The 25015-nt window shown below is 45.9% G+C and carries 24 protein-coding genes; 2 read left to right on the forward strand and 22 right to left on the reverse strand.

Annotated elements, in window-relative coordinates:
* From FC61_RS03180 to polA, 18 genes are all read right to left on the reverse strand, one after another.
* Positions 1 to 744, reverse strand: a complete 744-nt coding sequence (locus FC61_RS03180) for a class I SAM-dependent DNA methyltransferase (protein ID WP_021741711.1) — start codon at positions 742 to 744, stop codon at positions 1 to 3.
* On the reverse strand, positions 741 to 1097 hold the full coding sequence (rsfS, locus tag FC61_RS03185; RefSeq protein WP_021741710.1) for a ribosome silencing factor: 357 nt from the start codon (positions 1095 to 1097) through the stop codon (positions 741 to 743). Before rsfS ends, FC61_RS03180 begins: the two co-directional genes overlap by 4 nt.
* A gap of 25 nt (positions 1098 to 1122) precedes the next feature.
* Positions 1123 to 1719 carry a bis(5'-nucleosyl)-tetraphosphatase (symmetrical) YqeK gene (gene yqeK / locus FC61_RS03190; RefSeq protein ID WP_176552745.1) on the reverse strand — a complete coding sequence of 199 codons (597 nt, stop codon included), beginning with the start codon at positions 1717 to 1719 and terminating at the stop codon, positions 1123 to 1125.
* Positions 1709 to 2341 carry a nicotinate-nucleotide adenylyltransferase gene (locus FC61_RS03195; protein ID WP_011667792.1) on the reverse strand — a complete coding sequence of 211 codons (633 nt, stop codon included), beginning with the start codon at positions 2339 to 2341 and terminating at the stop codon, positions 1709 to 1711. Before FC61_RS03195 ends, yqeK begins: the two co-directional genes overlap by 11 nt.
* Before the next feature lie 13 nt (positions 2342 to 2354).
* A complete protein-coding gene (locus tag FC61_RS03200) occupies positions 2355 to 2663 on the reverse strand; it encodes a YhbY family RNA-binding protein (RefSeq protein ID WP_011667793.1) in 309 nt (102 codons plus the stop codon).
* A gap of 16 nt (positions 2664 to 2679) precedes the next feature.
* On the reverse strand, positions 2680 to 3822 hold the full coding sequence (gene yqeH / locus FC61_RS03205; protein ID WP_021741707.1) for a ribosome biogenesis GTPase YqeH: 1143 nt from the start codon (positions 3820 to 3822) through the stop codon (positions 2680 to 2682).
* On the reverse strand, positions 3803 to 4345 hold the full coding sequence (locus FC61_RS03210; RefSeq protein WP_011667795.1) for a YqeG family HAD IIIA-type phosphatase: 543 nt from the start codon (positions 4343 to 4345) through the stop codon (positions 3803 to 3805). Before FC61_RS03210 ends, yqeH begins: the two co-directional genes overlap by 20 nt.
* Before the next feature lie 250 nt (positions 4346 to 4595).
* Positions 4596 to 6212: a MucBP domain-containing protein gene (locus FC61_RS03215; RefSeq protein WP_080664796.1), complete on the reverse strand. Its 1617-nt coding sequence runs from the start codon at positions 6210 to 6212 to the stop codon at positions 4596 to 4598.
* Between the two features lie 309 nt (positions 6213 to 6521).
* A complete protein-coding gene (gene rplT, locus FC61_RS03220; protein ID WP_011667796.1) occupies positions 6522 to 6881 on the reverse strand; it encodes a 50S ribosomal protein L20 in 360 nt (119 codons plus the stop codon).
* 70 nt (positions 6882 to 6951) lie between these two features.
* Complete coding sequence (gene rpmI, locus FC61_RS03225) at positions 6952 to 7146, reverse strand: 50S ribosomal protein L35 (protein WP_021741703.1); 195 nt, start codon at positions 7144 to 7146, stop codon at positions 6952 to 6954.
* 49 nt (positions 7147 to 7195) lie between these two features.
* Complete coding sequence (infC, locus tag FC61_RS03230; RefSeq protein ID WP_075168707.1) at positions 7196 to 7720, reverse strand: translation initiation factor IF-3; 525 nt, start codon at positions 7718 to 7720, stop codon at positions 7196 to 7198.
* Between the two features lie 239 nt (positions 7721 to 7959).
* Positions 7960 to 9903 carry a threonine--tRNA ligase gene (gene thrS, locus FC61_RS03235; RefSeq protein WP_021741702.1) on the reverse strand — a complete coding sequence of 648 codons (1944 nt, stop codon included), beginning with the start codon at positions 9901 to 9903 and terminating at the stop codon, positions 7960 to 7962.
* Positions 9904 to 10237: 334 nt separating this feature from the next.
* Positions 10238 to 11164 (reverse strand): primosomal protein DnaI, encoded by a 927-nt coding sequence (dnaI, locus tag FC61_RS03240; protein ID WP_021741701.1) that lies wholly within the window; start codon positions 11162 to 11164, stop codon positions 10238 to 10240.
* 3 nt (positions 11165 to 11167) lie between these two features.
* A complete protein-coding gene (locus tag FC61_RS03245; protein WP_042516726.1) occupies positions 11168 to 12538 on the reverse strand; it encodes a replication initiation and membrane attachment family protein in 1371 nt (456 codons plus the stop codon).
* A gap of 3 nt (positions 12539 to 12541) precedes the next feature.
* Positions 12542 to 13042, reverse strand: a complete 501-nt coding sequence (gene nrdR / locus FC61_RS03250; RefSeq protein WP_011667802.1) for a transcriptional regulator NrdR — start codon at positions 13040 to 13042, stop codon at positions 12542 to 12544.
* Positions 13042 to 13671 (reverse strand): dephospho-CoA kinase, encoded by a 630-nt coding sequence (gene coaE / locus FC61_RS03255; protein ID WP_039104826.1) that lies wholly within the window; start codon positions 13669 to 13671, stop codon positions 13042 to 13044. Before coaE ends, nrdR begins: the two co-directional genes overlap by 1 nt.
* Positions 13664 to 14524: a bifunctional DNA-formamidopyrimidine glycosylase/DNA-(apurinic or apyrimidinic site) lyase gene (mutM, locus tag FC61_RS03260; protein WP_011667804.1), complete on the reverse strand. Its 861-nt coding sequence runs from the start codon at positions 14522 to 14524 to the stop codon at positions 13664 to 13666. Before mutM ends, coaE begins: the two co-directional genes overlap by 8 nt.
* Positions 14525 to 14546: 22 nt before the next feature.
* Positions 14547 to 17207 (reverse strand): DNA polymerase I, encoded by a 2661-nt coding sequence (polA, locus tag FC61_RS03265; RefSeq protein WP_021742350.1) that lies wholly within the window; start codon positions 17205 to 17207, stop codon positions 14547 to 14549.
* Between the two features lie 313 nt (positions 17208 to 17520).
* Between polA and guaD the strand changes: the two genes are divergently transcribed.
* Both guaD and FC61_RS03275 read left to right on the forward strand, forming a co-directional pair.
* Positions 17521 to 18867, forward strand: coding sequence for a guanine deaminase (guaD, locus tag FC61_RS03270; protein ID WP_021742349.1), 1347 nt, complete (start codon positions 17521 to 17523; stop codon positions 18865 to 18867).
* Positions 18867 to 20216 carry a uracil-xanthine permease family protein gene (locus FC61_RS03275; protein ID WP_021742348.1) on the forward strand — a complete coding sequence of 450 codons (1350 nt, stop codon included), beginning with the start codon at positions 18867 to 18869 and terminating at the stop codon, positions 20214 to 20216. Before guaD ends, FC61_RS03275 begins: the two co-directional genes overlap by 1 nt.
* 160 nt (positions 20217 to 20376) lie before the next feature.
* On the opposite strand, the gene FC61_RS03280 is transcribed toward FC61_RS03275, so the two are convergent.
* The 4 genes from FC61_RS03280 to FC61_RS03295 all read right to left on the reverse strand — a co-directional run.
* Positions 20377 to 21081, reverse strand: a complete 705-nt coding sequence (locus FC61_RS03280) for a Bax inhibitor-1/YccA family protein (RefSeq protein ID WP_021742347.1) — start codon at positions 21079 to 21081, stop codon at positions 20377 to 20379.
* Positions 21082 to 21229: 148 nt separating this feature from the next.
* Positions 21230 to 21958 (reverse strand): nicotinamide riboside transporter PnuC, encoded by a 729-nt coding sequence (gene pnuC, locus FC61_RS03285; protein ID WP_021742346.1) that lies wholly within the window; start codon positions 21956 to 21958, stop codon positions 21230 to 21232.
* A gap of 178 nt (positions 21959 to 22136) precedes the next feature.
* Positions 22137 to 23468, reverse strand: a complete 1332-nt coding sequence (murC, locus tag FC61_RS03290; protein WP_011667810.1) for a UDP-N-acetylmuramate--L-alanine ligase — start codon at positions 23466 to 23468, stop codon at positions 22137 to 22139.
* Between the two features lie 133 nt (positions 23469 to 23601).
* On the reverse strand, positions 23602 to 25015 hold a 1414-nt coding region (locus tag FC61_RS03295; RefSeq protein WP_155516307.1), incomplete at its 5' end, for a DNA translocase FtsK.

A 25015-nucleotide genomic window follows, 5' to 3' on the forward strand; every position in this document is an offset into this window, starting at 1 on the left:
TTAAGCCTCCCGTGTTACCTCAAAGAACCACCGGGTCGTTTCGCTAGTAACTTCATTCGCACCGAAGTCGGCGCTTACCCGTTTCAACGTTAAGCCAGCCTGCTTGAGGGCTGTCTGGTAGTCAGCTAACGGGTAAGTCCGTTCATGATGCAGTTCTGTCACCTTTCGATATTCACCCGTCTTAGGGTTTTGCGTAAAGAATGTCAAATCGTGTTCAGCCGCATGGGTCTCGTCTTCAATTCCATAACTCGTCCAAACAAAGGCTCGGGTGTCATCGACATAGTTATACATGTACCCTGGATAGACGTCATCTGTTTGGTGGGGTGTGATCACATCAAACAGAAACTGTCCTCCAACTGCCAAATGGTCGTGTACTTGTGCAAAGGCTTGCGTCACCGCAGTTAAGTCTGGTAAATAACAGAATGAATCGGCAAAGCACGTCACCGTCTGATACTCACCCAGCACACTGAGGTCCATCATATCACCAGCCACTAATGGCAAAGCAACATCCGCTTCTTCAGCATGCTTAGCTGCCAATACCAACATATCTTCACTGAGGTCCAAGCCGCTAACTTGATACCCATGTTCGGCAAGTAGTACGCCCAACCGCCCACTACCACAGGCCAAATCTAATAATTCGCCACTAGTGGGATCAACACGGTCGGTCACAAAATCCAGCCACTGATCATACATGGCTGGATCAAAGAGTTCATCGTAAAGTTCAGCAAATGATTGATAAATCATGCTTCAACCCACTGACCTAAATCAACCGTTGGGGCATCAGACCACAATTTTTCCAAATTGTAATGGCTCCGTTGTTCTTTTTGGAACACGTGAACCACAACGTCGCCTAGATCAATTAAAATCCAGTTGGCTTCATTCTTACCTTCAACATCGCGAATCTTAACGCCGTTAGCGGCCATCTGATCCGTAATTTCATCGGCAATCGCTTGAATTTGACGGCTAGAATTAGCCTCCATGATTAAGAAGTAGTCGGCCATTAAACTCACCTTGGTCATATCTAAGGCAGTTAAGTCCTCTGCTCGCTTGTTTTCAGCTGCCTTTACGGCAATTTCTAAAATCTCTTTGCTTTCCATGCATTTTCTCCTCTCGCACTTACAACTAACGGGAAATCCACGCGTTATAAGTGTCAATTGACTTCGGATAAACCGGCTTGCCATTAGTCACCAAATACTGCAACGTCTGTTTTGCTTGAAACGCCACACCTTTAGCTAAATCAGCCGTTGTGACTTTCCGAGCTTCGTCAACGCCAGGAAAGTCACGTTTCGGTTCAATATAGTCTGCCATATAGATAACTTGTTCTAATGGCGACATGTAAACCGCACCGGTTGTATGATGGCGCACCGCATTCAAAATATCCTCGTCAAAAATTTGTAGTTCATGTTTAATTAATTCAGCACCAACAACGCCATGCCAAATGGCATTTCCATAGTCCAACAGCATGGGATCTAAATGATAACGTTGAATGGCGGCAATAAAATCTTCATCTGGCCGTTGTTTGGCATAATCATGGACTAAACCGGCAATACTGGCTTTTTCCACATCCACTTGATTAGCTGTAGCCAATTGAATAGCCGTTTGTTCGACCCGCAAAACATGCCGAAATCGATGTGGCTTCAACGCTTGCTCCAGCTTGGCCACTAGTTGCTCGCGGGTACCCGGAAAAATATGTTCTTGATAATTCAGTTCAGTCACGATATAACAGATGCTCCTTTATATAAAGATCAACCATGGTTGGAACCAGATAACGAATGGACTGCCCACGGCGAACTTGATCGCGAATCATCGTGGAACTAATTCCAATCTGTGGGACGTCCACCCACAAAACAGGATACGGCGACGCGTGGGTAAATCCTTGACGGCAAACCCCAACGAATTGAACCAGCTTTACCAGTTCATCAATTCGGTACCATTTTGGTAAATAGGCAACCATGTCCCCACCAATAATGAAATAATATTGATTTTCGGGGTGGGCTTGTGTCAATTGCAACATCGTATCGTAACTATAGCTCCGACCACCACGTTCAACCTCCGTTAACTCCAAGTCAAAACGTGGATTGTCTTTAATCGCTGCTTTAACCATGGCTACCCGGTCTGCGGCAGGAATGGTCAATTTTCGATCGACATGTGGGGGTTCCGCATCTGGCATAAATAAGACACGGTCCAACCCTAGCTGGGTGGCAACTTGATCTGCAATCACGAGGTGACCCAGATGTGGTGGATTAAAGGTGCCACCAAGAATACCAATCCGCCGTTTTTTGGCCGTCGCGGCCATCTCCGTTGCGACTTGCGTACTCGTTCGTTCCAGAATTTTTACCACGACTTAGACCTCCCTACATGTTTTCCACAATTGGTGAAATCTTTTGATTATCTTCGTCGGTTGCGACCCGGTACAAAACCAGCACACGACCAATCGTTTGAACCACTTGAATATCCGTATTATCTTCAATGAACGCCTTAGTCTCAGCAACTGTGACGTCAGCACTTTGTTGTAAATTAATTTTAATCAGTTCGCGCTTTTCTAGCGCGCCGGTTAATTGGTCCAACCAAACCGTGGTTAAACCATTCTTACCGACTGAAAATAATGGACGCATCACGTGCGCATGAGCGCGTAAATAGCGCTTTTGTTTCCCTCGTAACAAATTGTTATCCTCCAATTTAAATCATTGCGTGACGAATTAAAACACCAACACCAGCAGGTGCCCAACCGGTCACATTAATCCCAGCAGGAACCGTAATCCAACCCAAGCCTTCAAAGACCAAATCGCTCTTCGCGGTCGTCTTGAATTCATGAGCAACTAATGGTGGAAAATCATCTTTGTCCACTGCTTGTGGTGGCGTCAATAACTGTCCCAACTGACGCGCATAAAAATCATCAGCGTTTTCTAACTTCGTCCGATGAATGTACAGATTGTTTTCAAAGTATGCCGTAACCCCTGACTTAGGACCCTTATTAAAATCAAATCGGGCAACCCCGCCTAAAAACAACGTCTGCTGGTCATTTAGCTGGTAATTTTTCGGCTTAACCTGCTTTTGTGGCGTCACGATCTTTAAGTCTTTCCCAGTTAAGAAATGGGCCATCTGCTGATTTTGAATGATCCCTGGTGTATCCACCAAAACATGGTCATCGTCTAACGGCAATTCAATTTTATCTAGCGTGGTTCCAGGGAATTTAGAAGTGGTGATCAAATCTTTTACCCCAGTATTTTGCCGAATAATTTGATTAATCAGCGTGGATTTACCGACGTTCGTCACACCAACCACGTAGACATCTCGGTCTCCGCGATACTTATCAATCAATTGTAATAAGCCATCGACAGACTGGTTGGTCTTAGCACTTAATAATGTCACATCAATTGGCCGCAACCCAGCTTCATTTGCCCGTTGACGTAACCAGTCACGTAGCTTACTACGCTTCAGTGAGCGTGGTAGCAAATCTTCTTTGTTACCCACCAGTAAAATCGGATTGTCACCCACAAATCGGTGCAAACCGGGAATCACACTACCGTTAAAATCAAAGATATCAACGACATAAACAATCAAGGCGTTAGCATCTTGAATTTGGGTTAACAAATTCAAAAAATCGTCATCCGTTAAACCAACGGGCACAATTTCATTGTAGTGCCGCAATCGGAAACAGCGTTGACAATAGACCTCTTGCTTTTCAATTCCCTTATCCAACGCCGACTGTGGCGTATACCCTGGTGCTGTTGGATCAGTCGTCTGAATGGTGGCGCCACAGCCAATACAATGAAGTGGTTCACCATCAATCAAAACAGGTTCAATGTGCTTTTCGTTCATCAAGATCCTCCTGCCAAGTTAATTCTGGATAGTTGTGACGCAACCGCCACATGACTACCTTTTCCATTAAACGATTACCCTTGGTCACCCACGCATCCGACTTTAAAATCGGCTTGACTAAGACACTGCGTACGCCACTGTGGTGAGCCGCCCAAACATCCGTCAAAAGCTGATCACCAACCATGACGACTTCATCACGGTTCAAATGCCAACGCCGTAACGCCCGCAAAATCCCCCATGATAATGGCTTTAGTGCCCGGTGAATATAATCCAAGTTAAAAGGTGCCACCGCACGATCAACCCGCTTACGGTTGTTATTTGACACGACAATTACTCGAATCCCTGCCAACTCCAATAAGGTTAGCCAATGCCGTAGCTCCGGTGTCCCATCAGGATTGTTCCACGCAATTAACGTATTATCGAGATCCGTTAAAATCACTTTGATGCCGTTGGCACGCAGTTGTGCCGGTGTCAAATCATAAATATTTTTAACCATCCACGTTGGTTTGAATTGAGAAACCATGCGGGTGACAGCCCCCCTTCGTTTTTTTGCCATCCTTGGCATGTCTAGCATACTATTATACGCAATTCTGCGTAATTTTACCACTCGGAAGACCGATAAAGATTGGCCTTTACCTAAATATTTTCTCCACAATTGATCTGCCATTCAAAACATGTGCTTCTGAACTAAAATCGATTAATCTTTAGTGATGGAAATAACAAAAAAACAATACCCATCGGAAATTTGTTCTCACGGGCATTGTCTTTAGTTATTATTTTACGGTCATAACCAACTTTTTATTGGCGGTCACATAGGTACCATTGCTCAAAACGAATCGGGTTGTTAAATTGTGTGACACAATCTTTTTCACTTTCAACTGTTGACCATAACGGTAGTGAGCACGTTTGCCAGTCAGATTTTTCTTCTGATACGCGTTAACGCCTTTCGCATTGATTACTTTAATCTTTACGTGACGTTTCGCATAATACACCCGTACCGTGTAGTCTGTGTTGGTGGTCACGTACCCCGTCTTACCGGCAGTTTTACTGTGATGATTGACATCTTTTACGCGATAACGTTTAACACCATTGACTGACTTGGCATAGCCCGTCACCACAAACATCGGTCGGTTCGTACGCTTTTGCTTGGCATACCAGACCAAGCGCTGCTTAGTGGAAAAAGTTGGCGTCTGATACAAGCCAATTTTCTTTATGGCATAAATGACACTGCCCTTCGGCGCTATTGTGGCAGCTGCACCATTTTGAACGACCTGTGGTTCGTAAACGTATGTGACTGTCTGGGCTTCAGTGGTAAATGTCCCAATCGCATTTGCTGGCGTCTTAGTGACCTGGTAGCCATCAATCTTAGCAGCCTGCGCGTGATAGGCGCCTCCTAATTTACCAGTAAGCGTTGCAGTTGGTGCCAACGCCTTTCCTTGCTGATCAACATACTTAACCGTCACTGCCTGACTAGTACTAGGATTTGGGTCAGGTGTTGGCGTCGGATTAGGAACAATTGGATCTGGCATTATCGTACTGTAGGCCATTAACCCCGATAACAGGAGTCCATCAATCTGAAGTGTACCATCAGCCTGCGGATGTAAATACTTTGAAAGTGGTTGTTGCAATATTTGTGACATTTGAGCTGCCGAGGCATCCGGATCAATCTCAGCTAACTGTGCGTCACTATAACTCGATAAAAACATTCCCGTCTTAAACATAGAAATAAATCTTGAAGCATTAGTATCCAAGGTACTTTCTTCCGTATTAAACAGGAAATCCGATTGTTGTAACAAATTTTCCTTATTACCATCTTCATCATCCGGCAACGCTTCAATCAACGGCCGAAAGTTCTCCTGATAATCCTTTTGAATTTCCTTAAATGTCTTGGCATTCGTTTTGTACTGCGCCAATCGGCTGACGATCCAAGACTGCTGCGTAATACTCTGAACAATTCTCTTAGCATAATCGCTGGCACTAAGCCCATTATCATCAGACGTACTGACAACGAAATCTATCAAGCTATCCTGTCGATTAGCCCGATTCACCTTATCCATCAACTCGTTTAGTGTTTTCTGCAAGCCTGGATCTTGAAATAAATTGCCCAATGTTGGATAATCCGAAACAAATTTTGCAACAAAGTCGGTGTCATTAATCTGATCACTTGTTAACGACTGTGGTGCCTTTGATTCCCAATAAACACGTTGTGGACCATCCTTGGTAGTCACCAGCGTATAGGGCATTTCAACCGACCCAACCTTTTCTCCCTGTTTAACGTTTGCAGTGATTGTTGCCGCTTGTACTGGCAAAACAGCGATGGTGATCACCCCGCCCGAGACTAGCATCAAACTAGCCCCCATTAAAAATAATTTATGTCTGACTGTTGTCATTTAAGTCACCCCGTTTACAATTTTAAACCATATCCGGTATTAGTATAACATATATATGCTGTCTAACGCATCCTACATTCCAGCCATTTCCCGCTAAATCAAGGATAATAATATATGCCATTTTAAAATCACTGATAAATTTAAGCTGCACACCTAAAGTCAAGTGGCGCAATCGTATGATAAATAGCAACTTAATAACGGTCATTAAAATGATAGTCTCAAAAGCCAATGTAAACGAAAAAAGCAAGCAATCCAATTTGGATTACTTGCTTTATCCTGTAGAGAACAAGCTCCACAATTAATTTAAAATTAAGCAGCTAAAGCCGTCTTAGCTTGTTCAGCTAAAGCAGCAAATGCAGCAGCATCGTTAACTGCTAAATCAGCTAACATCTTCCGGTTAACGTCAATGTTAGCCAACTTCAAGCCGTGCATCAACTTGCTGTAGCTCAGACCGTTCATCCGGGCTGCGGCGTTGATCCGGGCAATCCATAACTTACGGAAGTTACGCTTAGTCGCTTTCCGGTCACGGAATGCGTATTGACGCCCCTTCATAACTTGATCCTTAGCAACCTTGAATAAACGGTGCTTAGAACCACGGTAACCCTTAGCTAACTTTAAAACCTTTTTACGACGTGCGCGTGTAACAGTACCGCCTTTAACTCGTGGCATAATCTTTTCCTCCTAAATCAATTCAAACATTATGTCGACATTTCGTCGACCCGAAAAATTAGTGACTAGCTTACTTTTGTAATAATTCGCGGTAAGTCTTAATAGTCGTTTCGTTCATCATCCGGGTACCACGAAGGTTCCGGCGTTGCTTCTTGGTCTTACCGTGGAAACGGTGAGACGTGTATGCGTTGGCACTCTTGATACCGCCCTTAGCAGTTACTTTGAAACGCTTAGCTGCAGCGCGGTTAGTCTTCATCTTTGGCATAATACGAAATATCCTCCTTAAATCGGTAGCTTAAGCTACCCAATCAATTCTACTTATTCTCAGCGATAGGCGAGAGCATCAGGAACATGCTGCGACCGTCCATCTTTGGTCGTTGTTCAACCGTGGCAACATCAGCTGTTTCAGCTGCCATCCGATTAAGCACCTCGCGACCAATGTCTTTATGGGTAATGGCCCGTCCCTTAAACCGGATTGAAACCCGAACCTTTTCACCCTTAGCCAAGAACTTCTTAGCGTTCTTCAGCTTGGTGTTAAAGTCATTGGTATCAATGGTTGGGCTCAAGCGCACTTCCTTAACACTGACCACTTTTTGCTTTTTCCGAGCTTCGCGTTGCTTCTTTTGCAACTCGAACCGGTACTTCCCGTAGTCCATAATCCGGGCTACGGGTGGCTTAGCTTTCGGTGCAACCAAAACTACATCGAGGTTAGCGTCTTCAGCAATCTGCAAAGCTTCTTGCTTACTCTTGATGCCCAATTGTTCACCATCACTGGCAATCAATCGAACTTCGCGTGCGCGAATCCCCTCGTTGACAATCGTGTCATTTGCTATGGTAATCCACCTCCAAAATAATCTCGAGAACTGCAGAAATCTCACTCACAAAAAATGCGGGAACCTTTGATCAGAATCAAACGGCTCCCGCAAGAAATGTCATCACGAAGACGACATTAACGTGCATATCCAGCCCAATAACGTTAGTCATAAGGCGAGAAGCGGAAGCCTCTGCTTAATTTCTCAACTTAACCATCATACCAGCCAAGCACTGCCTTGTCAATGCTATTTAGCAAATACTCGTATTAGTCGTTTTCGCGACTGTAGGACGCAATATCCGCTAAGATTTCCTTAACAAAGGCATCGCTACTCATTGACGTTGTTTGGTCTTCGCCGTACTTCCGAACGGAAACACTACCGTTACTCATTTCATCTTCACCAACAACTAAGGTGTATGGAATCTTGTGAGTTTGCGCATCGCGAATCAGATAACCCATCTTTTCGCCCCGCTTGTCAACATTAACCCGAATATCAGCAGCTTTTAACTCAGCAGCTAACTTATCAGCATAAGCGCCATGCTTTTCTTCAGAAACTGGGATAATCGTCACTTGCTTAGGTGCTAACCAAGTTGGGAAAGCGCCCTTGTAAATTTCTGTCAGGTAAGCCGTGAAACGTTCCATCGTGGAAACCAAGCCACGGTGAATCATCACTGGACGGTGTTCTTCACCATCAGCACCGACATAATGTAAGTCAAACCGTTCTGGTAACATGAAGTCCAATTGAATGGTTGATAACGTTTCTTCGTTACCCAGTGCCGTCTTAGTTTGCACATCCAGTTTAGGACCGTAGAAGGCAGCTTCCCCTTCAGCTTCAACATATGGTAAGCCTAGGTCATCCATAGCACCCTTCAACATAGCTTGGGCGTTGTTCCACATTTCGTCATCATCAAAGTACTTTTCCGTGTTCTTAGGATCACGGTAGCTCAAACGGAACGTGTAGTCCTTGATGTCAAAGTCAGCGTAAACCTTAACCATCAAGTCCAAGATACTCTTAAATTCATCTTGAATTTGTTCTGGTGCTACGAACGTGTGACCATCATTTAAGGTCATTTCCCGAACCCGTTGCAATCCACTCAAAGCACCTGATTTTTCGTAACGGTGCATCATCCCTAATTCAGCAATCCGTAGAGGTAATTCACGGTAAGACCGAATGTGGTGATTATAAACTTGAATATGACTTGGGCAGTTCATTGGCCGTAATTCAAGCATTTCACCATCACCCATGTCCATTGGTGGGAACATGTCTTCTCGGTAGTGTGCCCAGTGACCAGATTGCTTGTACAGATCCAAGTTAGCTAAGACTGGTGTGTAAACGTGTTGGTACCCATTGGAAACTTCCTTATCAATGATGTAACGTTCAATCGTCCGCCGAATCGTGGCCCCGTTTGGCATCCAGTATGGCAAACCAGCACCAACCTTGGGATCAACAAAGAACAAGTCTAATTGATTCCCGATTACTCGGTGATCACGTTCACGCGCTTCTTGGCGACGAGCAAGATCGGCATCCAAGTCAGCTTGCTTGTAGAAGGCTGTCCCATAGATCCGTTGTAGCATTGGATTTGAAGACTTACCTTGCCAGTAAGCACCGGCAACTGATAACAACTTAAACTTCTTAACATCACCGGTATTGGTCAATTGTGCCCCATCACTAAGGATTTGGTAGTCACCAATCTTTAAGAACGGTACACTATCGCCATCAACCGCATTAATCAACGCTGTTGTGAACTGATCGTCCTTCGCATCAGCTAAGGCATCGGCTTTGCTAACCGCGATACGTTCGATGTCTAATTTATCACTGACTAATTTTTCAACGATTACTGCTAAGGCATCTAACTCATCAACACTGACTTGTTGGTCATCTTTATCGGTATCCACAAAGAAGCCATCTTCATCAGCACTGACTTTGCCTAAGCGAATAGCCGGAAATTCCTTCTTTAAGGCAATCCGCAGTAAAGCAGCCGTTGTGTTCCGCAATACAGCCAGTCCATCATCACTATCTTTCGTAACAATTTCGATGCTGCCATCGCTTGCTAATGGCGTTAAGTAGTCGACCAATTGGCCATCTAACTTAGCGGCAACCGCCTTCTTGGCTAAACTAATCGAAATGGACTTTGCAACGTCTGCTGGTGTGGTTCCGGCTGGAAAGGCCTTAACAGCACCATCAGGGAACTTAATTGAAATATCTGCCATAATTCTCGATCTCCCTTATTTTTTTAGGCGAAAAACACAAAAAGTCCCCAGCACCTCTAAAAGGCACTGGGGACGTCAATAACGTGGTTCCACCCGATATTTTTCACGAGACTACTCCCGTGAACTCTAGTCGTCGTTAACGGAACGAACCGGTCGGAAATTTCCTTCCAACAGCTAAGAAAGTGGTAATGCTTCCGGGCGCTAAGTGGCTTCCAAGCTAGGCCAACTCTTCCTGTAAACGAACTCCGGTAACACCATGTCTTTCGTCATAGCTCTTTTGGTTTCAAAGACTATTAAACACTCGTAACGCGAGCTTGTCAAGCATGACCCTAAATTATTGTGGTCGACGATTGACCCCAACCATCGTAACTTCCCGGGCTAAAAACCGAATTCGTTGCATCAATCGTTGTGCTTTCAACGGCTCATCGTCGCCCCGAGTCGAGATTCGCAAATGTTCCTTTTCCAGTTGGGCCATTGAAAAGTTCGAACTGAAAAATGTGGGAAGTTCCTCTTGCATACGATATTCGAGAATCACACCCAACACATCATCACGTACCCAAGCAGACATGGCATCCGCACCAATATCGTCAATCATCAGAACTTTAGCCTTTTTCAGTGCATCCAGCTTTTCTGCCACCCCATTTTGGGCAATCGCATTTTTCATTTCAACGGCAAAACTAGGAAAATGAACCAGAGTCGTTGAAAACCCATCGGCGGCTAACTGATTGGCCACAGCCGCCAGCAAGTATGTTTTTCCAACACCAAAGCTCCCTGACAAATATAGAGCTTGATGACGGCGTTTGGGACTAGCCTCATAGGCATCAATGAAATCCAGAGCAGCCATCAGGGCCTCTGCCCGATCCGAGTCCTGATCGAACGCCTTCAATGTCGCCTCACGAATGCTTTTGGGCATAGCAATTGATTTGACCCGCTGTCGCAATCGTTGCTCAGCTTGTTTCTCCTGTGTTTCTGCAGTTGGCACATAAGCTACGTCAATCAAGTGATTGGACACAACCAATTGTGGCTCGTAACCAGTGGCAAACGTCGCACCGCCCTTAGCCAATTTTTCCCGTTCAGAAACAAACTCATAAAGCTTAGCTGCTGAACGGGTCAAAACATCATCCGCCAGTTCTGCCTGATGGGCCTCATAAAATTGTCGCACTAACGGATCATCATAGACTTTAGCCATCAGCTGGCGATAATTATCATTAAGGTGCTGCTGACTCATCAATTGCTGCATCGTCTTACCTAAATCTTCCATCGGTTAGTCCTCCTTTCCTGTTGACGGCCGATCTTGCAATTTAGCAATTCGGTCTTGTAATTGTTTTTGTTTTTCTGCTGACAGCTTCGTCCGTGAGGCCTGCTGATTGGTTGTCGATGTCTTTGCCCACTCTGGTAACGTCTCCTTGACCGTCGCTGATTGCCGGGCTCGTGACCGGCGAGGCTGCTTAGCTGCCTGCTGACGCTCCCGGATTTTTTGGATAGCCTGCTCCGGAGTCGTGATTTTAGCCTTGCTCCAGTCATTAGCAATAGTGTCTAACAGATTCTTATTCAGGGTTGGTCGATCCTCATCAACCAAGACGTGATAGACCATCAGATTTAAAACGGCTTCTGGAAATAATTGTCGACTCACTAAATCACGAACAATTCGCTGTTCACCGTCCGTTACAAAGCCGCCACTCTTTTGTTTAATGGCCTGTAAGAAAACAGCCGGTGCCGTATTAGCTGCCACTTTAATCAAGGCCTGTTCGGCCGAATTAACCGACTGATTAGTTGGCGTCGTTGCTGTCTTCTGCGGTTGCGCTACCGTTTTCGCTGATTGCGGTCGCCCAAAGTTTTGGGCAATGATCCGTTTAAACGTTTCGGCATTGAATTGATTAGTAGCCAGATCAGTTGCTTCGCCAATATAGCGGGCCATCGTCACTTCATCCAAACCATAGGTGGCATGCTCCGTTAATAATAACTGACGCTCACTTCGCAAGGCCCGCGTATCAATAAATGAATGCTCTAAAATTTCTCCTAGTAATTTAAAATCAAAGTCCGCTGGTGCCGCCTGCAATGCCGGTGCCGTCGCTTGTGTTTCAGCATCTAGGCGCTGACGACCTGCTGTTATCGCTGTTGGTAGTTCCGCGAGCTCCTGACCATCCACATGAAAGACTTCTAAAAAGTTCTTCGTAATGTTTTCTTCATCAGTTGACCGTTCAGTGGTCGACGTATTGACACTGACCAGTGATTGATAAAGATCCTCACCCACAACCCCCAACAGTTGAACGCTTAAGAGGTCGTCTTTAAAAAAGGCTGCGGGGAGTAACGGTGCGTGCAAATCATAATTAAAACTCGTCAAATCATCTTTGGTGGACACCGTCGTGGTTAATAGTCCGGTTGCTTCTAACCGTAAACGCGCGTCATATAGGTGTGCCAAATCCATCCCCAATATCGCCAACAATGTCGCGTGCCGGTGATACTGTCCCGTCTTGGGTAGCCAAAAAAGGGCCGAGTAGAGCCCCGCGGCACTCGGTCCGATGATCGGCTGATACAGCTGCGTTAGCGTTTGCCAACTCTGATCGGTCAGCCGGTCGGCCAATCGAACCAAAAAACTGGTCTTTGGCTGCAATTGGTGCCAGGAATCCTCCATGCCTTACTTCGCCTCGCTTTTCCCATTTGTTTCTTTTTTGGCTTTCAATTTATCTTTATCAAGCATATCTTTTAATTCATTGAAGAAAACACCGGTATCCTTAAACTGCCGGTAGACACTGGCAAAACGGATATAAGCGATCTCATCAACATCGACTAATCGATTCATCACATATTCACCAATCAGTTGGCTAGAGATTTCACTAACACCTAGCGCCCTAATCTTATTCTCAACTTCATCAACAATCTGCGTCATGACATCCATCCCCACCGGTCGTTTCTCGGCAGAGCGAATAATACCACGCAGAACTTTTTCACGATTGAATTCTTCACGCGTTCCGTTCTTCTTAATTACTAACAGCGGTGTGACTTCAACTCGCTCAAACGTCGTGAACCGAAAGCCGCAGCTCTCACACTCACGACGACGGCGAATAACACGACCGTCGTCTGTGGGCCGACTGTCCACGACCCGCGATCCATTATGATGACAGTGTGGACACTGCATTACTGGTCACCTCGTTTTAAATGGTTACTTGTTCCAAAGTTATTCATGTCAAGCCATTTTACCACTTGTTGCCGTGTTTCGGCAATTGTCCGTCCATTATCAATCACCACATCAGCCTGTGCGATCTTTTGGTCGATTGGCCATTGCCGATCAATCCGATTTTGCGCATCGCTAGCCGATAAGTTATCCCGCGCCATTAACCGGGCCTTTTGTGTCGGCGCATCTGTTGCAACAACCATAATCCGATCAACCAAGGTCGTCGCATAGCCAGCTTCAAATAGCGTTGGTGCATCAATAACCACGACTGGAACGGCTTGCTGACGGTAATTCGCGACTTGTCGGCTAATTTCAGCACGAATTAACGGTGTTGTAATCGCTTCTAAACGCTTAAGCTCGGCCGGTCGCGAAAAGACCCATTGGCCCAACTTCTTGCGATCTAGCTGACCATCCCGTAAATAATCTGCCCCAAAAGTCGTTACAACTTGTTTAAGCCCCGCGGTTCCCGGTGCAACAACTTGTCGCGCAATCTGGTCGGCGTCAATCACCGGTACCCCGGCTGCGCGTAACCACGCGCTAACCGTCGACTTCCCCGTGGCAATGCCGCCCGTTAATCCCCATACCTCAGTCATGAATCAACGCCGCCTTTGCTTCTGGTGGTAATGGCTGGCAGTGCGGGCAGAAATGCGTGCCACGCTGGGCCACCTTAATCTTAACCAATTCTGTTCCACACCGTTCGCACGGTTCACCTTCTCGGCCATAGACATGCAACTGATTTTGAAACTGACCAGCCTCACCAAACGCTGTCGAAAATGAATGGACTGTCGTGCCATGCCCTCCAATGGCTAAAGCCATCTCATCAATAATATTTTGGCGTAGCTCCGACAATTGAGACGGCGTTAACGTATCTACTGGCGTTAATGGATTAATCTTAGATAACCACAGGACCTCGTCTGCATAGATATTCCCCAATCCAGCAATTCGCGTCTGATCTAATAAGAAAGGCTTCACCACTTTATGTGACTTACCAAAGATTTTGACCATATACGCTAACGTTAAGGTCTCCGCCGTTGGTTCCGGTCCCAATTTGCCCAATGAGGGGGCCAGCGTTGTTTCTTCGCCCGTCGGCACTAATTGCATTCGGCCAAACTTCCGGGTATCGGTATAACGCAACTCCCGATTATCAGTTAAATGAAAGATCACATGCGTATGCTTGGAAACGGGGCTACCTTCTGGCTGGACGTCATACTTTCCTTCCATACGCAAGTGTGACACCATCGTTAAGTCACCACTAAATCGGAATAACAGGTATTTTCCTCGCCGATCAATCCGCTCAATTTTCCGGCTGATTAATTCCGCGGTAAAGACATCCGCATCAGGTGTGACCATTTTTGGATAACGAACCTCAACGTGAGCAATAGTGGCCCCTTGAACCAATCGCGTCAACCCGCGTCGAACCGTTTCAACTTCAGGTAATTCTGGCATCCCTGTTCTCTCCTCCTACCACTTACTTAGCATCATACCAAGTTGGTCCATAGTGACTCTCAACCTTCAACGGAATTTCTAGCTCAATGGCCGAATCCATCACACTCGGAACCAGATTTGCCAAGGTGTCAATCTCACTTGCGGGGGCTTCAAAGATCAGTTCATCATGAACCTGCAGTAGCATTGTGGCCTGCATGTCCTTTAGTGCCTGTTCCATTCGAATCATGGCAATTTTGATAATATCTGCCGCGCTCCCCTGGATTGGTGTATTCATCGCTGTCCGCTCAGCAAATGACCGCTGATTGAAGTTACGTGAGTTGATGTCTGGCAAATACCGCCGCCGATGAGCAATCGTTTCGACATATCCCAATTCATGAGCCTGTTGGACCATCCGCTCTGTGTAGGCCTTAACCCCCGGATACTCCTCAAAGTACGTATCGATAAAAGCCTTAGCCTGTTTGCGAGAAATGCCGATATTTTGTGACAAGCCAAAGTCACTGATTCCATAAACAATCCCAAAGTTAACCGCCTTGGCCTGTCGCCGGATATTCGGGGTAACTTCTTCGTCAGGCCCCATCTTGAAAATTCGTCGCGCCGTCGCCGCATGAATATCCTGTCCCTCACGAAAGGCTTCTTGCATTTGCTTATCATGACTCATATGAGCTAACACGCGCAGTTCAATTTGTGAGTAGTCAGATGAAAAGATTTCCCAGTCTGGATGACTTGGTACAAAGGCTTTACGAATCGCTCGTCCTTCTTCGTTACGGACCGGAATATTTTGCAAGTTTGGATCAACCGAAGATAATCGACCGGTTTGAGTTAACGTCTGCAAATAACGTGTATGCACTTTTTGGTCGTCCGGATGAATGACCTTTAATAAGCCTTCAACGTAGGTCGACTGAATCTTGGCAATCTTACGATACTTCAAGATATTCTCAGCAATCGGTGCTTCAGCAGCTAACTTCTCAAGCACTCCTACTGCCGTTGAGTACCCGGTCTTTGTCTTCTTGATTACGGGTAGACCCATCTTTTCAAATAAAATATGACTTAATTGCTTGGGTGAACCAATGTTAAACTCTTCGCCCGCCTCGTTATAAATAGTCTGTTCGATCTCCGCCAACTGTTCGGTGAACTTGCTGCCCATAGCCTCTAATTCACTGGCCTCAACCGTAATACCAGCTACTTCCATTCGTGCCAACACAAATGCCATTGGCAACTCAATATCACGGTAAAGATCTGTTTGCTCATTGTCAGCAAGATCTTTAAAAATCTGTGGTCGAAGTTGTTCAATGGCCCGGGCTTTACGGGCTAAATGACTAAAGAACACGTCATCATCATCTGGGATTGCCGCCTTGGCGCCTTTACCATAAACATCTTCGTCGGTTGCGACCTGATGGTACCCGTGTTCCATGGCAAGTCGACCTAAATCATTGCTGTTGTCATACGTATTTAACAAGTATGACCCCAGCAACAAATCACAATCCACACCCGTTAAAGTCACGGCTAAGCGTTGCAACGCAACAAACGTTCGTTTCGCATCAAAGACTTGTTTGGCAATGTCCGCATTTTCCAATAGGCCTTTTAAGGGGGCTTGCTGAAGGAGTGCCGTGTCGCGACTCACCCACCATTGATCGTTATGCCCAATCACAAAACCAGCTAACTCAGCTGTATGATAATTGTCATCAAGCATCTCTAGATAAAATTCACAGCCATCGGTAAAAGATGGCAATTCAGTCACATTGTCTGCCGTCAAAACAGTATAAGTGACTTCTTCTAACCCTGGTGTTGCCGTGGGAGCCTCACCATCAATGCTCATCTTACTTAGAAATTGATTAAAGTTCATCTTTTGATAAAACGGCACCAGTTGATCATAGTCGTCGCCCTTGTAAACCAATTCAGAAACTGTTTTTTTGACTGGTGCATCGCGCTTGATGGTCGCTAATTGTTTAGCTAGCAGCGCTTGGTCGTGATCTGCAATCAAATGCTCTTTTAATTTCTTAGCTGTGATGTCAGCCAAATGATCGTAGATACCATCGATACTGCCGTAGGTGCTAACCAATTCAACTGCTCGCTTAGGCCCAACCCCTGTCACTCCGGGATAATTATCGGAATTGTCGCCTTGAAGGCCCTTAATATCAATAATCTGAGCCGGCGTAACCCCCATTTTTTCTTTTACATAGGCGGGCGTGTAATGTTCAATTTCGCTAACCCCTTTTTTAGAAATTGAAACTGTCGTATGATCATCAGCCAACTGGGTCAAATCCCGGTCACCCGTCACAATAGTCGTGGTAAATCCCTGTTCCTCCGCCTGTTTAGCCAAGGTACCGATGATATCATCAGCTTCATAATTGGCTAACTCATAAGTTTGAATCCCACGTGCCGCCAAAAGCTCTTTCACGTACGGGAATTGTTCGGAAAGTTCCGGTGCCGTCTTTGCCCGGCCACCTTTATAATTGTCATACATTTTAGTCCGAAAAGTTGTTTTACCAGCATCAAAAGCCACTAAAGCATGGGTTGGTTGTACCACCTTTAACATCGTTTCCAACATGGTATTGAACCCGTAAATAGCGTTCGTATGCAGTCCTTCGCTATTGGTAAACTTTCCCAATGCGGTATATAACGCGAAAAAGGCCTTAAAAGTCACACTGTTTCCATCAATCAATAATAAACGTTTTTCCGCCATGTTTCGCTCCTTTCGAACACAGCTAGCTGTATTCGAGTATTCTGTTTCTATTTTACCAAAGAAACTGGAAAATCCGAAATAGTAAATCGCTAATTGCTCAATTATTCCGTTTTTCTACGATTGATTAGTCTACAAGAATATCAGAACCCCTTTCGGCCTTGTTCGCTATTTATCTATAAATAAACCGATTTACCGTTATTGTAATTTATATTAAAATAAAAAACGAACTATTTTTAACTTTAAAATCAATTTATTTCGTGTTATTCTATTTTTATCCAAAGAGAAAGCGAGTTGAGTTGTCATCACTATCCAGATGGTTTTTCAAGGCGCCAGCTTTTCACCTCAAGATGCCTACCACGTTCATTTCGAGTCTAATGCGCTACTAACCGTGGACCATACCGGTCTAATCGACCGCTTAATTCGTCCGAGTGACGCCGATTACACCTCTGTTCGACAAGCAGCCCAGGCGGCTGATATTTTACAAATTTTACCCGCCCATACGTATTTACTGCCCGGATTTATCGACCTACACGTGCATGCCCCACAATGGCCACAAGCAGGATTAGCGCTCGACCGTCCACTAAATGACTGGCTAAATACCTATACCTTTCCGCTTGAAGCCCGGTACGCCGATTCGCAATTTGCTCATCGTGTTTACCAACACCTCATCCCCGAGCTGTTAGCTAATGGCACCACAACTGCCCTGTACTTTGGAACCATTCACCACGATGCCAATCTCGAACTCGCTCGTGCCTGCGCAGACTATGGTCAACGCGGTTATATTGGCCAAGTTGTGATGGACAATCCCGATCAAACCCCTGCGACTTATCGGACCCCATCGGCGACGGATGCCATTAACGGAACCGAGAAGTTTGTCATGGCAGTTCAGGCCTTAGCCAAACAACGACATGCAGCGGTGACACCTGTGATTACCCCCCGGTTTGTCCCTAGTTGCACCCCAGCGGCCTTAACCGGCCTGGGTCAACTCGCACAACGCTATAATCTGCCCATTCAGTCACACTGTAGTGAAAGTACTTGGGAAGATCAATACGCTCAAGACCACTTCCACCGCCGTGACGCCGAAGTTCTCGATCACTTTGGGTTACTAACCTCACGATCCGTCATGGCTCACGGTACCCAGCTATCAACTCGTGACCTTGACTTGTTCCACCAACGACAAACTGCCGTAGCCCATTGCCCGATTTCCAATGCTTATTTTGGAAATGCCGTCTTTCCGGTAAATCAGGCGCTACATCGTGACGTTAAAGTTGGCCTAGGCAGCGACTTGTCCGGTGGGTTCACACCTAGTCTTTATCGCAACTTACAGCAAGCCGTTATGGCATCGCAGATGCGCCAAGATGGCGTCGATGCCTCCCAGATTGCTGACAAACGCGGTGTTAAAGACAGTCGTATTTCAGCCACAACCGCGTTTTATTTAGCCACCAAGGGTGGTGCTACCAGTTTACACCTGAAAGCTGGTCAGTTAATTCCCAGCTATACCGCCGATTTTCAAGTTGTTCACGACCGCTATGCTACCTTAATGCCAAATGATGCTGGCAGTATCTTTGAACGTCTGATGTATCATACAACCCCCGCTGACATCCAAGCCGTCTATGTTCGTGGTCAACGGGTTCATCATCTAAAAGGAGACCACAATTAATGAAAACTTCTAATCGTTTACTCGTTGGACCAGACGACGCCGTTAACCCCCGGACTGCCGGATTTTTAGGCCTGCAACATGTCCTCGCTATGGACGTTTACGTGCCACCCATCATTCTGGCTGGTTTACTAGCGATGTCAGCAGCCCAACAAATGAGCCTATTACAGGCCACCTTTCTCGCTGCTGGGATCGGAACCATCATTCAGACCTGTTGGTTCATGAAGATGCCCATCTCCCAAGGGCCGTCATTTGTCCCGCTGGGTGCTGCTGCCGGAATTGTTCTCGCTAGCGGTGGCGTCAATCATGGTGGTATGGGCACGTTGATTGGTGCCATGTTAGTCGGATCCCTCGTACTGATTGCACTCGGTTTAACCGGTGTCTTTCACCGAATCATCGCTAAACTGGTACCGGCGATTGTCGGTGGAACTATCATCACCTGTGTTGGTTTGTCACTAATTCCTTCCGCATTGAATAGTAATATTTTTGAAGCCAGCGGTAATATCAATCAGAATATTATCTTAGCCAGCATCACGGCCGTCACACTCCTAGTTGCCATTTCAATTAGCATTCGGTTTCCTCGCGTTCAACGTCTCTTCCGAACCGGTGCCATTATCTTATCGTTACTGACGGGGACTTTGGTCGCCACTGCCATGGGCCGGTTCGACTGGAAAACGGTCATTCAAGCACCCTGGTTCAGTTTTCCTCAAGGAACCGCGCTTAACTTTGGTATTACCTTCTCACCTTCGGCTATTATTACATTCATCGTCATCTATGCCGTTTTGACAACGGAAACAACCGGTACCTGGTTTGCCATGGGTGCCGTTATCAACCATCAACTAACCAAAACCCAATGGAATCGCGGCCTCATTGGCGAAGGCTTAAGCTGCTTTGTTTCCTCCATCTTGGGCGCCACGCCAGTAACCGGATATTCAACCAATGCCGGCGTGATCTCAATTACTGGCGTGGCTAGTAAACGGGTCTTCATTGCAGCCGGTATCTGGTTCATGATTCTTGGCTTTTTCAGTAAGCTATCTGCCTTTCTAGCTGCTATCCCAGCTCCGGTCATCGGCGGAGTTTTCGCCATTATCTGTGTCACCATTATGTTAAATGGACTAAATGTCATTCGTCGCCTAGATTTAGGTGAAAGCAGTCTCTACGTCATCGGGCTCCCCATCGTCCTCACTTTAGCGTTGGTTCTATTACCTGCAACGGTGACGAAAGAATCACCCCAATTGGTGCAATACTTATTGGGCTCGCCAATTGCAGTAGCGGCAATCGCCGCCATCCTGCTCAATCTATGTATGCCATCTGACCAACAGCATTCGGCAGCACTGTCGTCACTTGACTAGATGGGCAACGTGTTTTAACAATTATCAGTATTAATGAGGAGGTTCGGCAGCAAGTCAGTTGCCGAACCTCCTTTTAATAACACACTCTATTTTTCAAAAGAAAAAGCTCTGTCGAGCCATTACGGCTTAACAGAGCTTAGCTTAATCTATTTTATGAGTTTTAACGGTTGTCGCCGCCAAAAATTCCAAAGATTTGTAAGAGTTGTAAGAACAAGTTAACGAAGTCCAAGTACAATTGCAAGGCACCATTAACGGCTAACCCTGTCGTTGACACTTGATCGCCGTACTGTAAATACATTTTCTGCATCCGTTGCGTATCCCAAGCCGTTAATACGGCAAAGATAATCACGGCAACGAAGGAGAAGATTATGGCAATTAGCGCGCTACGCAAAAACATATTCACAATCATTGCGACAATCAAACCGATTAAAGCGGCTGTCGCTTGCGTCCCGATTTTACTTAAATCCCGCTTGGTAAAGACCCCAATTCCAGCCATGGTGATAAAGATCGCCGCACTTGAAACAAAGGCCGCCACCATTGACGTTTGTGTATAAACCAGTGAATACAAGGAAATAACGCCACCGGTAATCACTGCATACACGAAGAGTCCAACCAAGGCCACGGTTGGTCGTTTCATCGACTGTCCGCTAATCACAAACGGTAAGATAAACCAAACAATAATTGGGATCAACAGACCGCCACCCTTTAAGGTTTGTAAAAAGGCCATCTGAGTTGACATCCAATAGGCGACTACAGCTGAGACCAACACGGCCGCACCCATCCAGCCAAACATTTTGGTCAGAAAGCTGTTGAGGCCGACCTCAGTGTTAATCGTCGTACGGGGTTGCTGATCATAGTTGTTCATTGAAACGCTCCTTCTTTCAATCAATTCCCGACTTAGTCACCACCATTGGTCAAACCAGTCTCGGGGTTTATTAAAATAATTTTACCAAAAACGACACTAAACACAAGTAATCTGTCGTTTAAACGATTTGAAAGAAGGAATTTTTAACCTATTGACCCGCACCACCCTCGTGGTCTGCCGCGCCACTGGCCCATACCTTGGTCGCATAAACGGCATTAAACAACAAGGCTCCTTGCAGTGCGACCTGTGATAGATTAGCTCCCAGAGTCCCAACTGCCGTCATCCCCAACAAGGTCTGTCCTGTCAACGTGCCCCAGTAAACAACGTTAGCAATATTAACCACAATCCACAACGACCAATTCTCACGGAATTTAAGGATATACAGGACCTGGGCAATCAAACTGACTACAAAGTTAATCGCATCGAAATAGGGCAACTGCCCACCCAGCTGGGATAAAATACCCCAACCAACTAACCAGGCGATAAATGCACCAATGAATAGCCAACGACGCGTCTGGCGTGTAAAGGCCCGGGTTACCTCATCACGTCCCCATAAGTACCAGCCAATCGGCTGTGAAATCACGTAGATGAGGTCCATTGCAAATGATCCGTAGGCATGGCTAATCCAAGCAACGTAAGCCATGGCCACACACTGAATGAACCCGAAAATAAATGAAATTTTTCGCCCTTTCATGCCATAAACTAAGCATAATACGCCACCGATTCCTGAAACCATCCCAATAAGACTATCAGGTGCGATTAAATAAACCACTAACTGTAACAAAATCAACAACACCACATAAACCAGCTCAAACCGTTTCCAATTAGTGAAAAGTTGTTGATACCACCAATTTCGGTGTGTTAGCCCATTTTCCATTTTTCAAACGACTCCCCAAAATAATTTTCGACTTCCCCCAAAGTCATAATTCCAGAATACGCGTCCGGCCGAAAAAGACAATTGATATTCCCTTAAGACATCAACCGACTACATCGCCTACTGGATAAAATAAAAAACGGTCGTGGTAAAAATACCAACGCCCGTTTAGATTACTTATTTAGTTATTTTTCAAAGATAGGTGACTTAATAGTTCTTCATAAGCCCGTTCGTACTTTTGCACGTCCCCAGCACCCATAAAGACAACCACAGCATCATGGAAATCTAACAGTGGAGACATATTATCTACCGTTAGGATTTCGCCACCCTTGACAATCTTTTGTGCCAAATCCTTACTGGACACGGCCCCCTGCGTTTCGCGCGCAGAACTAAAGATATTGGTTAAGAAGACTTTATCTGCCAAATTCAAGCTCTTAGCAAAATCATCCATCAAAGCAATTGTTCGACTAAAGGTATGTGGCTGGAAGACCGCAATAATTTCCTTGTCTGGATACTTTTGCCGAGCAGCATCCAGCGTTGCCTTGATTTCAGATGGATGATGCGCATAGTCATCAATGATGGTCATGTCCGCTAGCTTTCGTTCTGTAAACCGTCGCTTAACACCCTTAAAGTCAGCCAATTCATGCTTAATTTCATCCATGTTGACCTTCTCAAAGTAAGCCACCGCAATAACTGCTAGACTGTTAAGCACATTGTGCTCACCAAACAAGTGAATTTCAAAGTTACCTAAGAATTCATCATCATGGTAAACATCGAAGGTTGAGCCAGTTGTTGAACGTTTAATGTTTCTAGCTTGGAAGTCGTCACGATCACTCGTACCGTAATAATAAACCGGAACATCCGTCTTTAATTTCCGTAGTTCTGGATCGTCACCCCAAGCAAAGATACCCTTCTTAACCTGCTTAGCCAGCGTTTCAAACGCACTGTAGACATCATCAATGCCCGTGTAGTAATCGGGATGATCAAAATCAATATTGGTCATAATCGCATAGTCTGGCTTGGTTGCTAAGAAGTGACGCCGGTATTCGTCGGCTTCGTAAACAAAGAACCGCGCATTGGGCGTCCCTTTACCACTGCCATCACCAATTAAGTAAGAGGTTGGTGCAACCCCACTTAAAACGTGGGCCAACAACCCCGTCGTACTCGTCTTACCGTGGGCACCAGCCACCCCAATACTGGTATAACCTTCGATCAAGTGACCGAGGAATTCGTGGTAACGATAAACCGGCAAGCCCATTTCCCGGGCTTTTTTGATTTCTGGATGATCATCCGTGAAAGAATTACCCGCAATAACCGTCAAGCCTTCGTGAATGTTGGCTTCATCAAACGCCATAACGTCGATACCGGCCTGTTCCAATCCCCGTTGTGTAAACGTGTATTGCGTAATATCTGAACCTTGAACCTTAAAGCCCTTGTCATGCAAAATCAAGGCGAGCGCACTCATCCCTGATCCTTTAATTCCAACAAAATGATAAACCGTTGCGTTATCCATTAAATGATCCTCTTTTCTACTCTGTGCGGTAAGGCCATATACTCCCCCGACCGAGTGACTCTAGCTTCATTTTAGCATATCCCCCACCCCCATAAAAGAAACCAACGCAGAAAGGCGGTGAGGTCTATTCAAGCTAAGATGAAAATGGTGCATCTTGGTCATGCGGTTCTGGTAGATCCTTACCTAAGTCGTCTGGTGTTAAATACACTTCTCGCGGTTTTGAACCGTGCTGCGGTGAAACATAATGGTGCTGTTCCAAATCATCAATCAAATTAGCTGCTCGATTATAGCCGATCGAAAAGACCCGTTGCAATTTCGACGTCGAGACCGTCTTTTCTTGGGCAATGTAGTCCAAGACCTTTGGCAACAATTCATCTTGATTTTCTTCTGCCGTCTCGCGTTGTAATAAGCCCTTGGGTTCAAAAGCATAGTGTGGCTGCCCTTGAGTTCGAACAAAGTCCGTAATGGCATCAACCTCAGACTCAACAAATGCGCCTTGCAACCGCATCGGCTGACTGGCCCCATTTCCAAGATACAACATGTCCCCACGTCCCAAGAGGTTCTCAGCCCCAGCGGTATCCAAAATGGTCCGTGAGTCAATCTGACTCGATACCATGAATGCAATCCGCGTTGGAATATTGTTCTTGATGGTTCCTGTCACAATATCCACACTTGGCCGCTGCGTAGCCACTAACAAATGAATACCGGCAGCCCGGGCCTTCTGAGTGATCCGGACAATGTAGTCTTGGACTTCACTAGCCGCCATCATCATCAGATCAGCTAACTCGTCGATAATAATCACAATATAAGGCATCTTCAACCCGGGTTCTTCGTTAGCATCGGCGCGGTCGTTAAACTGCTCGATGTTGCGAACGCCTGCTGCTGCCAGTTTTTCATAACGTTCATCCATTTCTGTGACGACCCACTTCAAGGCTGCTGCGGCCGCTTTAGGATCAGAGATCACTGGTGACAACAGGTGTGGTAAGGCATCATATGGGGCCATTTCCACAGCCTTCGGATCAATGAGCAGGAGCTTAACTTGCTGTGGTGTTGCTTTATACAAAATCGATAACAGCAAGGAGTTAATGAACACACTCTTCCCAGAACCAGTTGCCCCGGCAATCAGGCCATGGGGCATCTTTCGCAAGTCAGTCACTTGGGGCTGTCCAAATAAATCGACCCCTAAAGCAACCGTCAGCGGTGATTCACTCTTCTGGAACGCCGGTGAATTCAAGATTTCTGCTAACATGACTGGACGGGATTTTAAATTAGGAATTTCAATTCCCACCGTTGTCTTACCCGGGATTGGTGCTTCGATCCGAATGTCCTTAGCCGCCAAAGCTAATTTGAGATCATCATTTAGATTAGTAATTTTATTAACTTTTACCCCAAGCGCTAGACTAATTTGGAACTGCGTTACGGTTGGTCCCACTGTCCAGTCCGTCACATGGGCATCCACGTGAAACGCACTTAACGTGGCGTCCAGTACCTCAGCTTGGTGTTCAATCCATTCATCCAATGCTGCCTCATCCGGCACGACTGGCTTG

Origin of the sequence: Levilactobacillus brevis ATCC 14869 = DSM 20054 (assembly GCF_001433855.1) — a bacterium.
GTDB classification, from domain to species: domain Bacteria; phylum Bacillota; class Bacilli; order Lactobacillales; family Lactobacillaceae; genus Levilactobacillus; species Levilactobacillus brevis.

Bases quoted from the DNA above. Each gene is read 5' to 3' on its own strand.
- FC61_RS03180 (WP_021741711.1), bottom strand. From the start codon at position 744: ATGATTTATCAATCATTTGCTGAACTTTACGATGAACTCTTTGATCCA.
- rsfS (WP_021741710.1), bottom strand. From the start codon at position 1,097: ATGGAAAGCAAAGAGATTTTAGAAATTGCCGTAAAGGCAGCTGAAAAC.
- yqeH (WP_021741707.1), bottom strand. From the start codon at position 3,822: ATGAACGAAAAGCACATTGAACCTGTTTTGATTGATGGTGAACCACTT.
- FC61_RS03210 (WP_011667795.1), bottom strand. From the start codon at position 4,345: ATGGTTTCTCAATTCAAACCAACGTGGATGGTTAAAAATATTTATGAT.
- FC61_RS03215 (WP_080664796.1), bottom strand. From the start codon at position 6,212: ATGACAACAGTCAGACATAAATTATTTTTAATGGGGGCTAGTTTGATG.
- rplT (WP_011667796.1), bottom strand. From the start codon at position 6,881: ATGCCACGAGTTAAAGGCGGTACTGTTACACGCGCACGTCGTAAAAAG.
- rpmI (WP_021741703.1), bottom strand. From the start codon at position 7,146: ATGCCAAAGATGAAGACTAACCGCGCTGCAGCTAAGCGTTTCAAAGTA.
- thrS (WP_021741702.1), bottom strand. From the start codon at position 9,903: ATGGCAGATATTTCAATTAAGTTCCCTGATGGTGCTGTTAAGGCCTTT.
- dnaI (WP_021741701.1), bottom strand. From the start codon at position 11,164: ATGGAAGATTTAGGTAAGACGATGCAGCAATTGATGAGTCAGCAGCAC.
- FC61_RS03245 (WP_042516726.1), bottom strand. From the start codon at position 12,538: ATGGAGGATTCCTGGCACCAATTGCAGCCAAAGACCAGTTTTTTGGTT.
- nrdR (WP_011667802.1), bottom strand. From the start codon at position 13,042: ATGCAGTGTCCACACTGTCATCATAATGGATCGCGGGTCGTGGACAGT.
- coaE (WP_039104826.1), bottom strand. From the start codon at position 13,671: ATGACTGAGGTATGGGGATTAACGGGCGGCATTGCCACGGGGAAGTCG.
- mutM (WP_011667804.1), bottom strand. From the start codon at position 14,524: ATGCCAGAATTACCTGAAGTTGAAACGGTTCGACGCGGGTTGACGCGA.
- polA (WP_021742350.1), bottom strand. From the start codon at position 17,207: ATGGCGGAAAAACGTTTATTATTGATTGATGGAAACAGTGTGACTTTT.
- guaD (WP_021742349.1), top strand. From the start codon at position 17,521: ATGGTTTTTCAAGGCGCCAGCTTTTCACCTCAAGATGCCTACCACGTT.
- FC61_RS03275 (WP_021742348.1), top strand. From the start codon at position 18,867: ATGAAAACTTCTAATCGTTTACTCGTTGGACCAGACGACGCCGTTAAC.
- FC61_RS03280 (WP_021742347.1), bottom strand. From the start codon at position 21,081: ATGAACAACTATGATCAGCAACCCCGTACGACGATTAACACTGAGGTC.
- pnuC (WP_021742346.1), bottom strand. From the start codon at position 21,958: ATGGAAAATGGGCTAACACACCGAAATTGGTGGTATCAACAACTTTTC.
- murC (WP_011667810.1), bottom strand. From the start codon at position 23,468: ATGGATAACGCAACGGTTTATCATTTTGTTGGAATTAAAGGATCAGGG.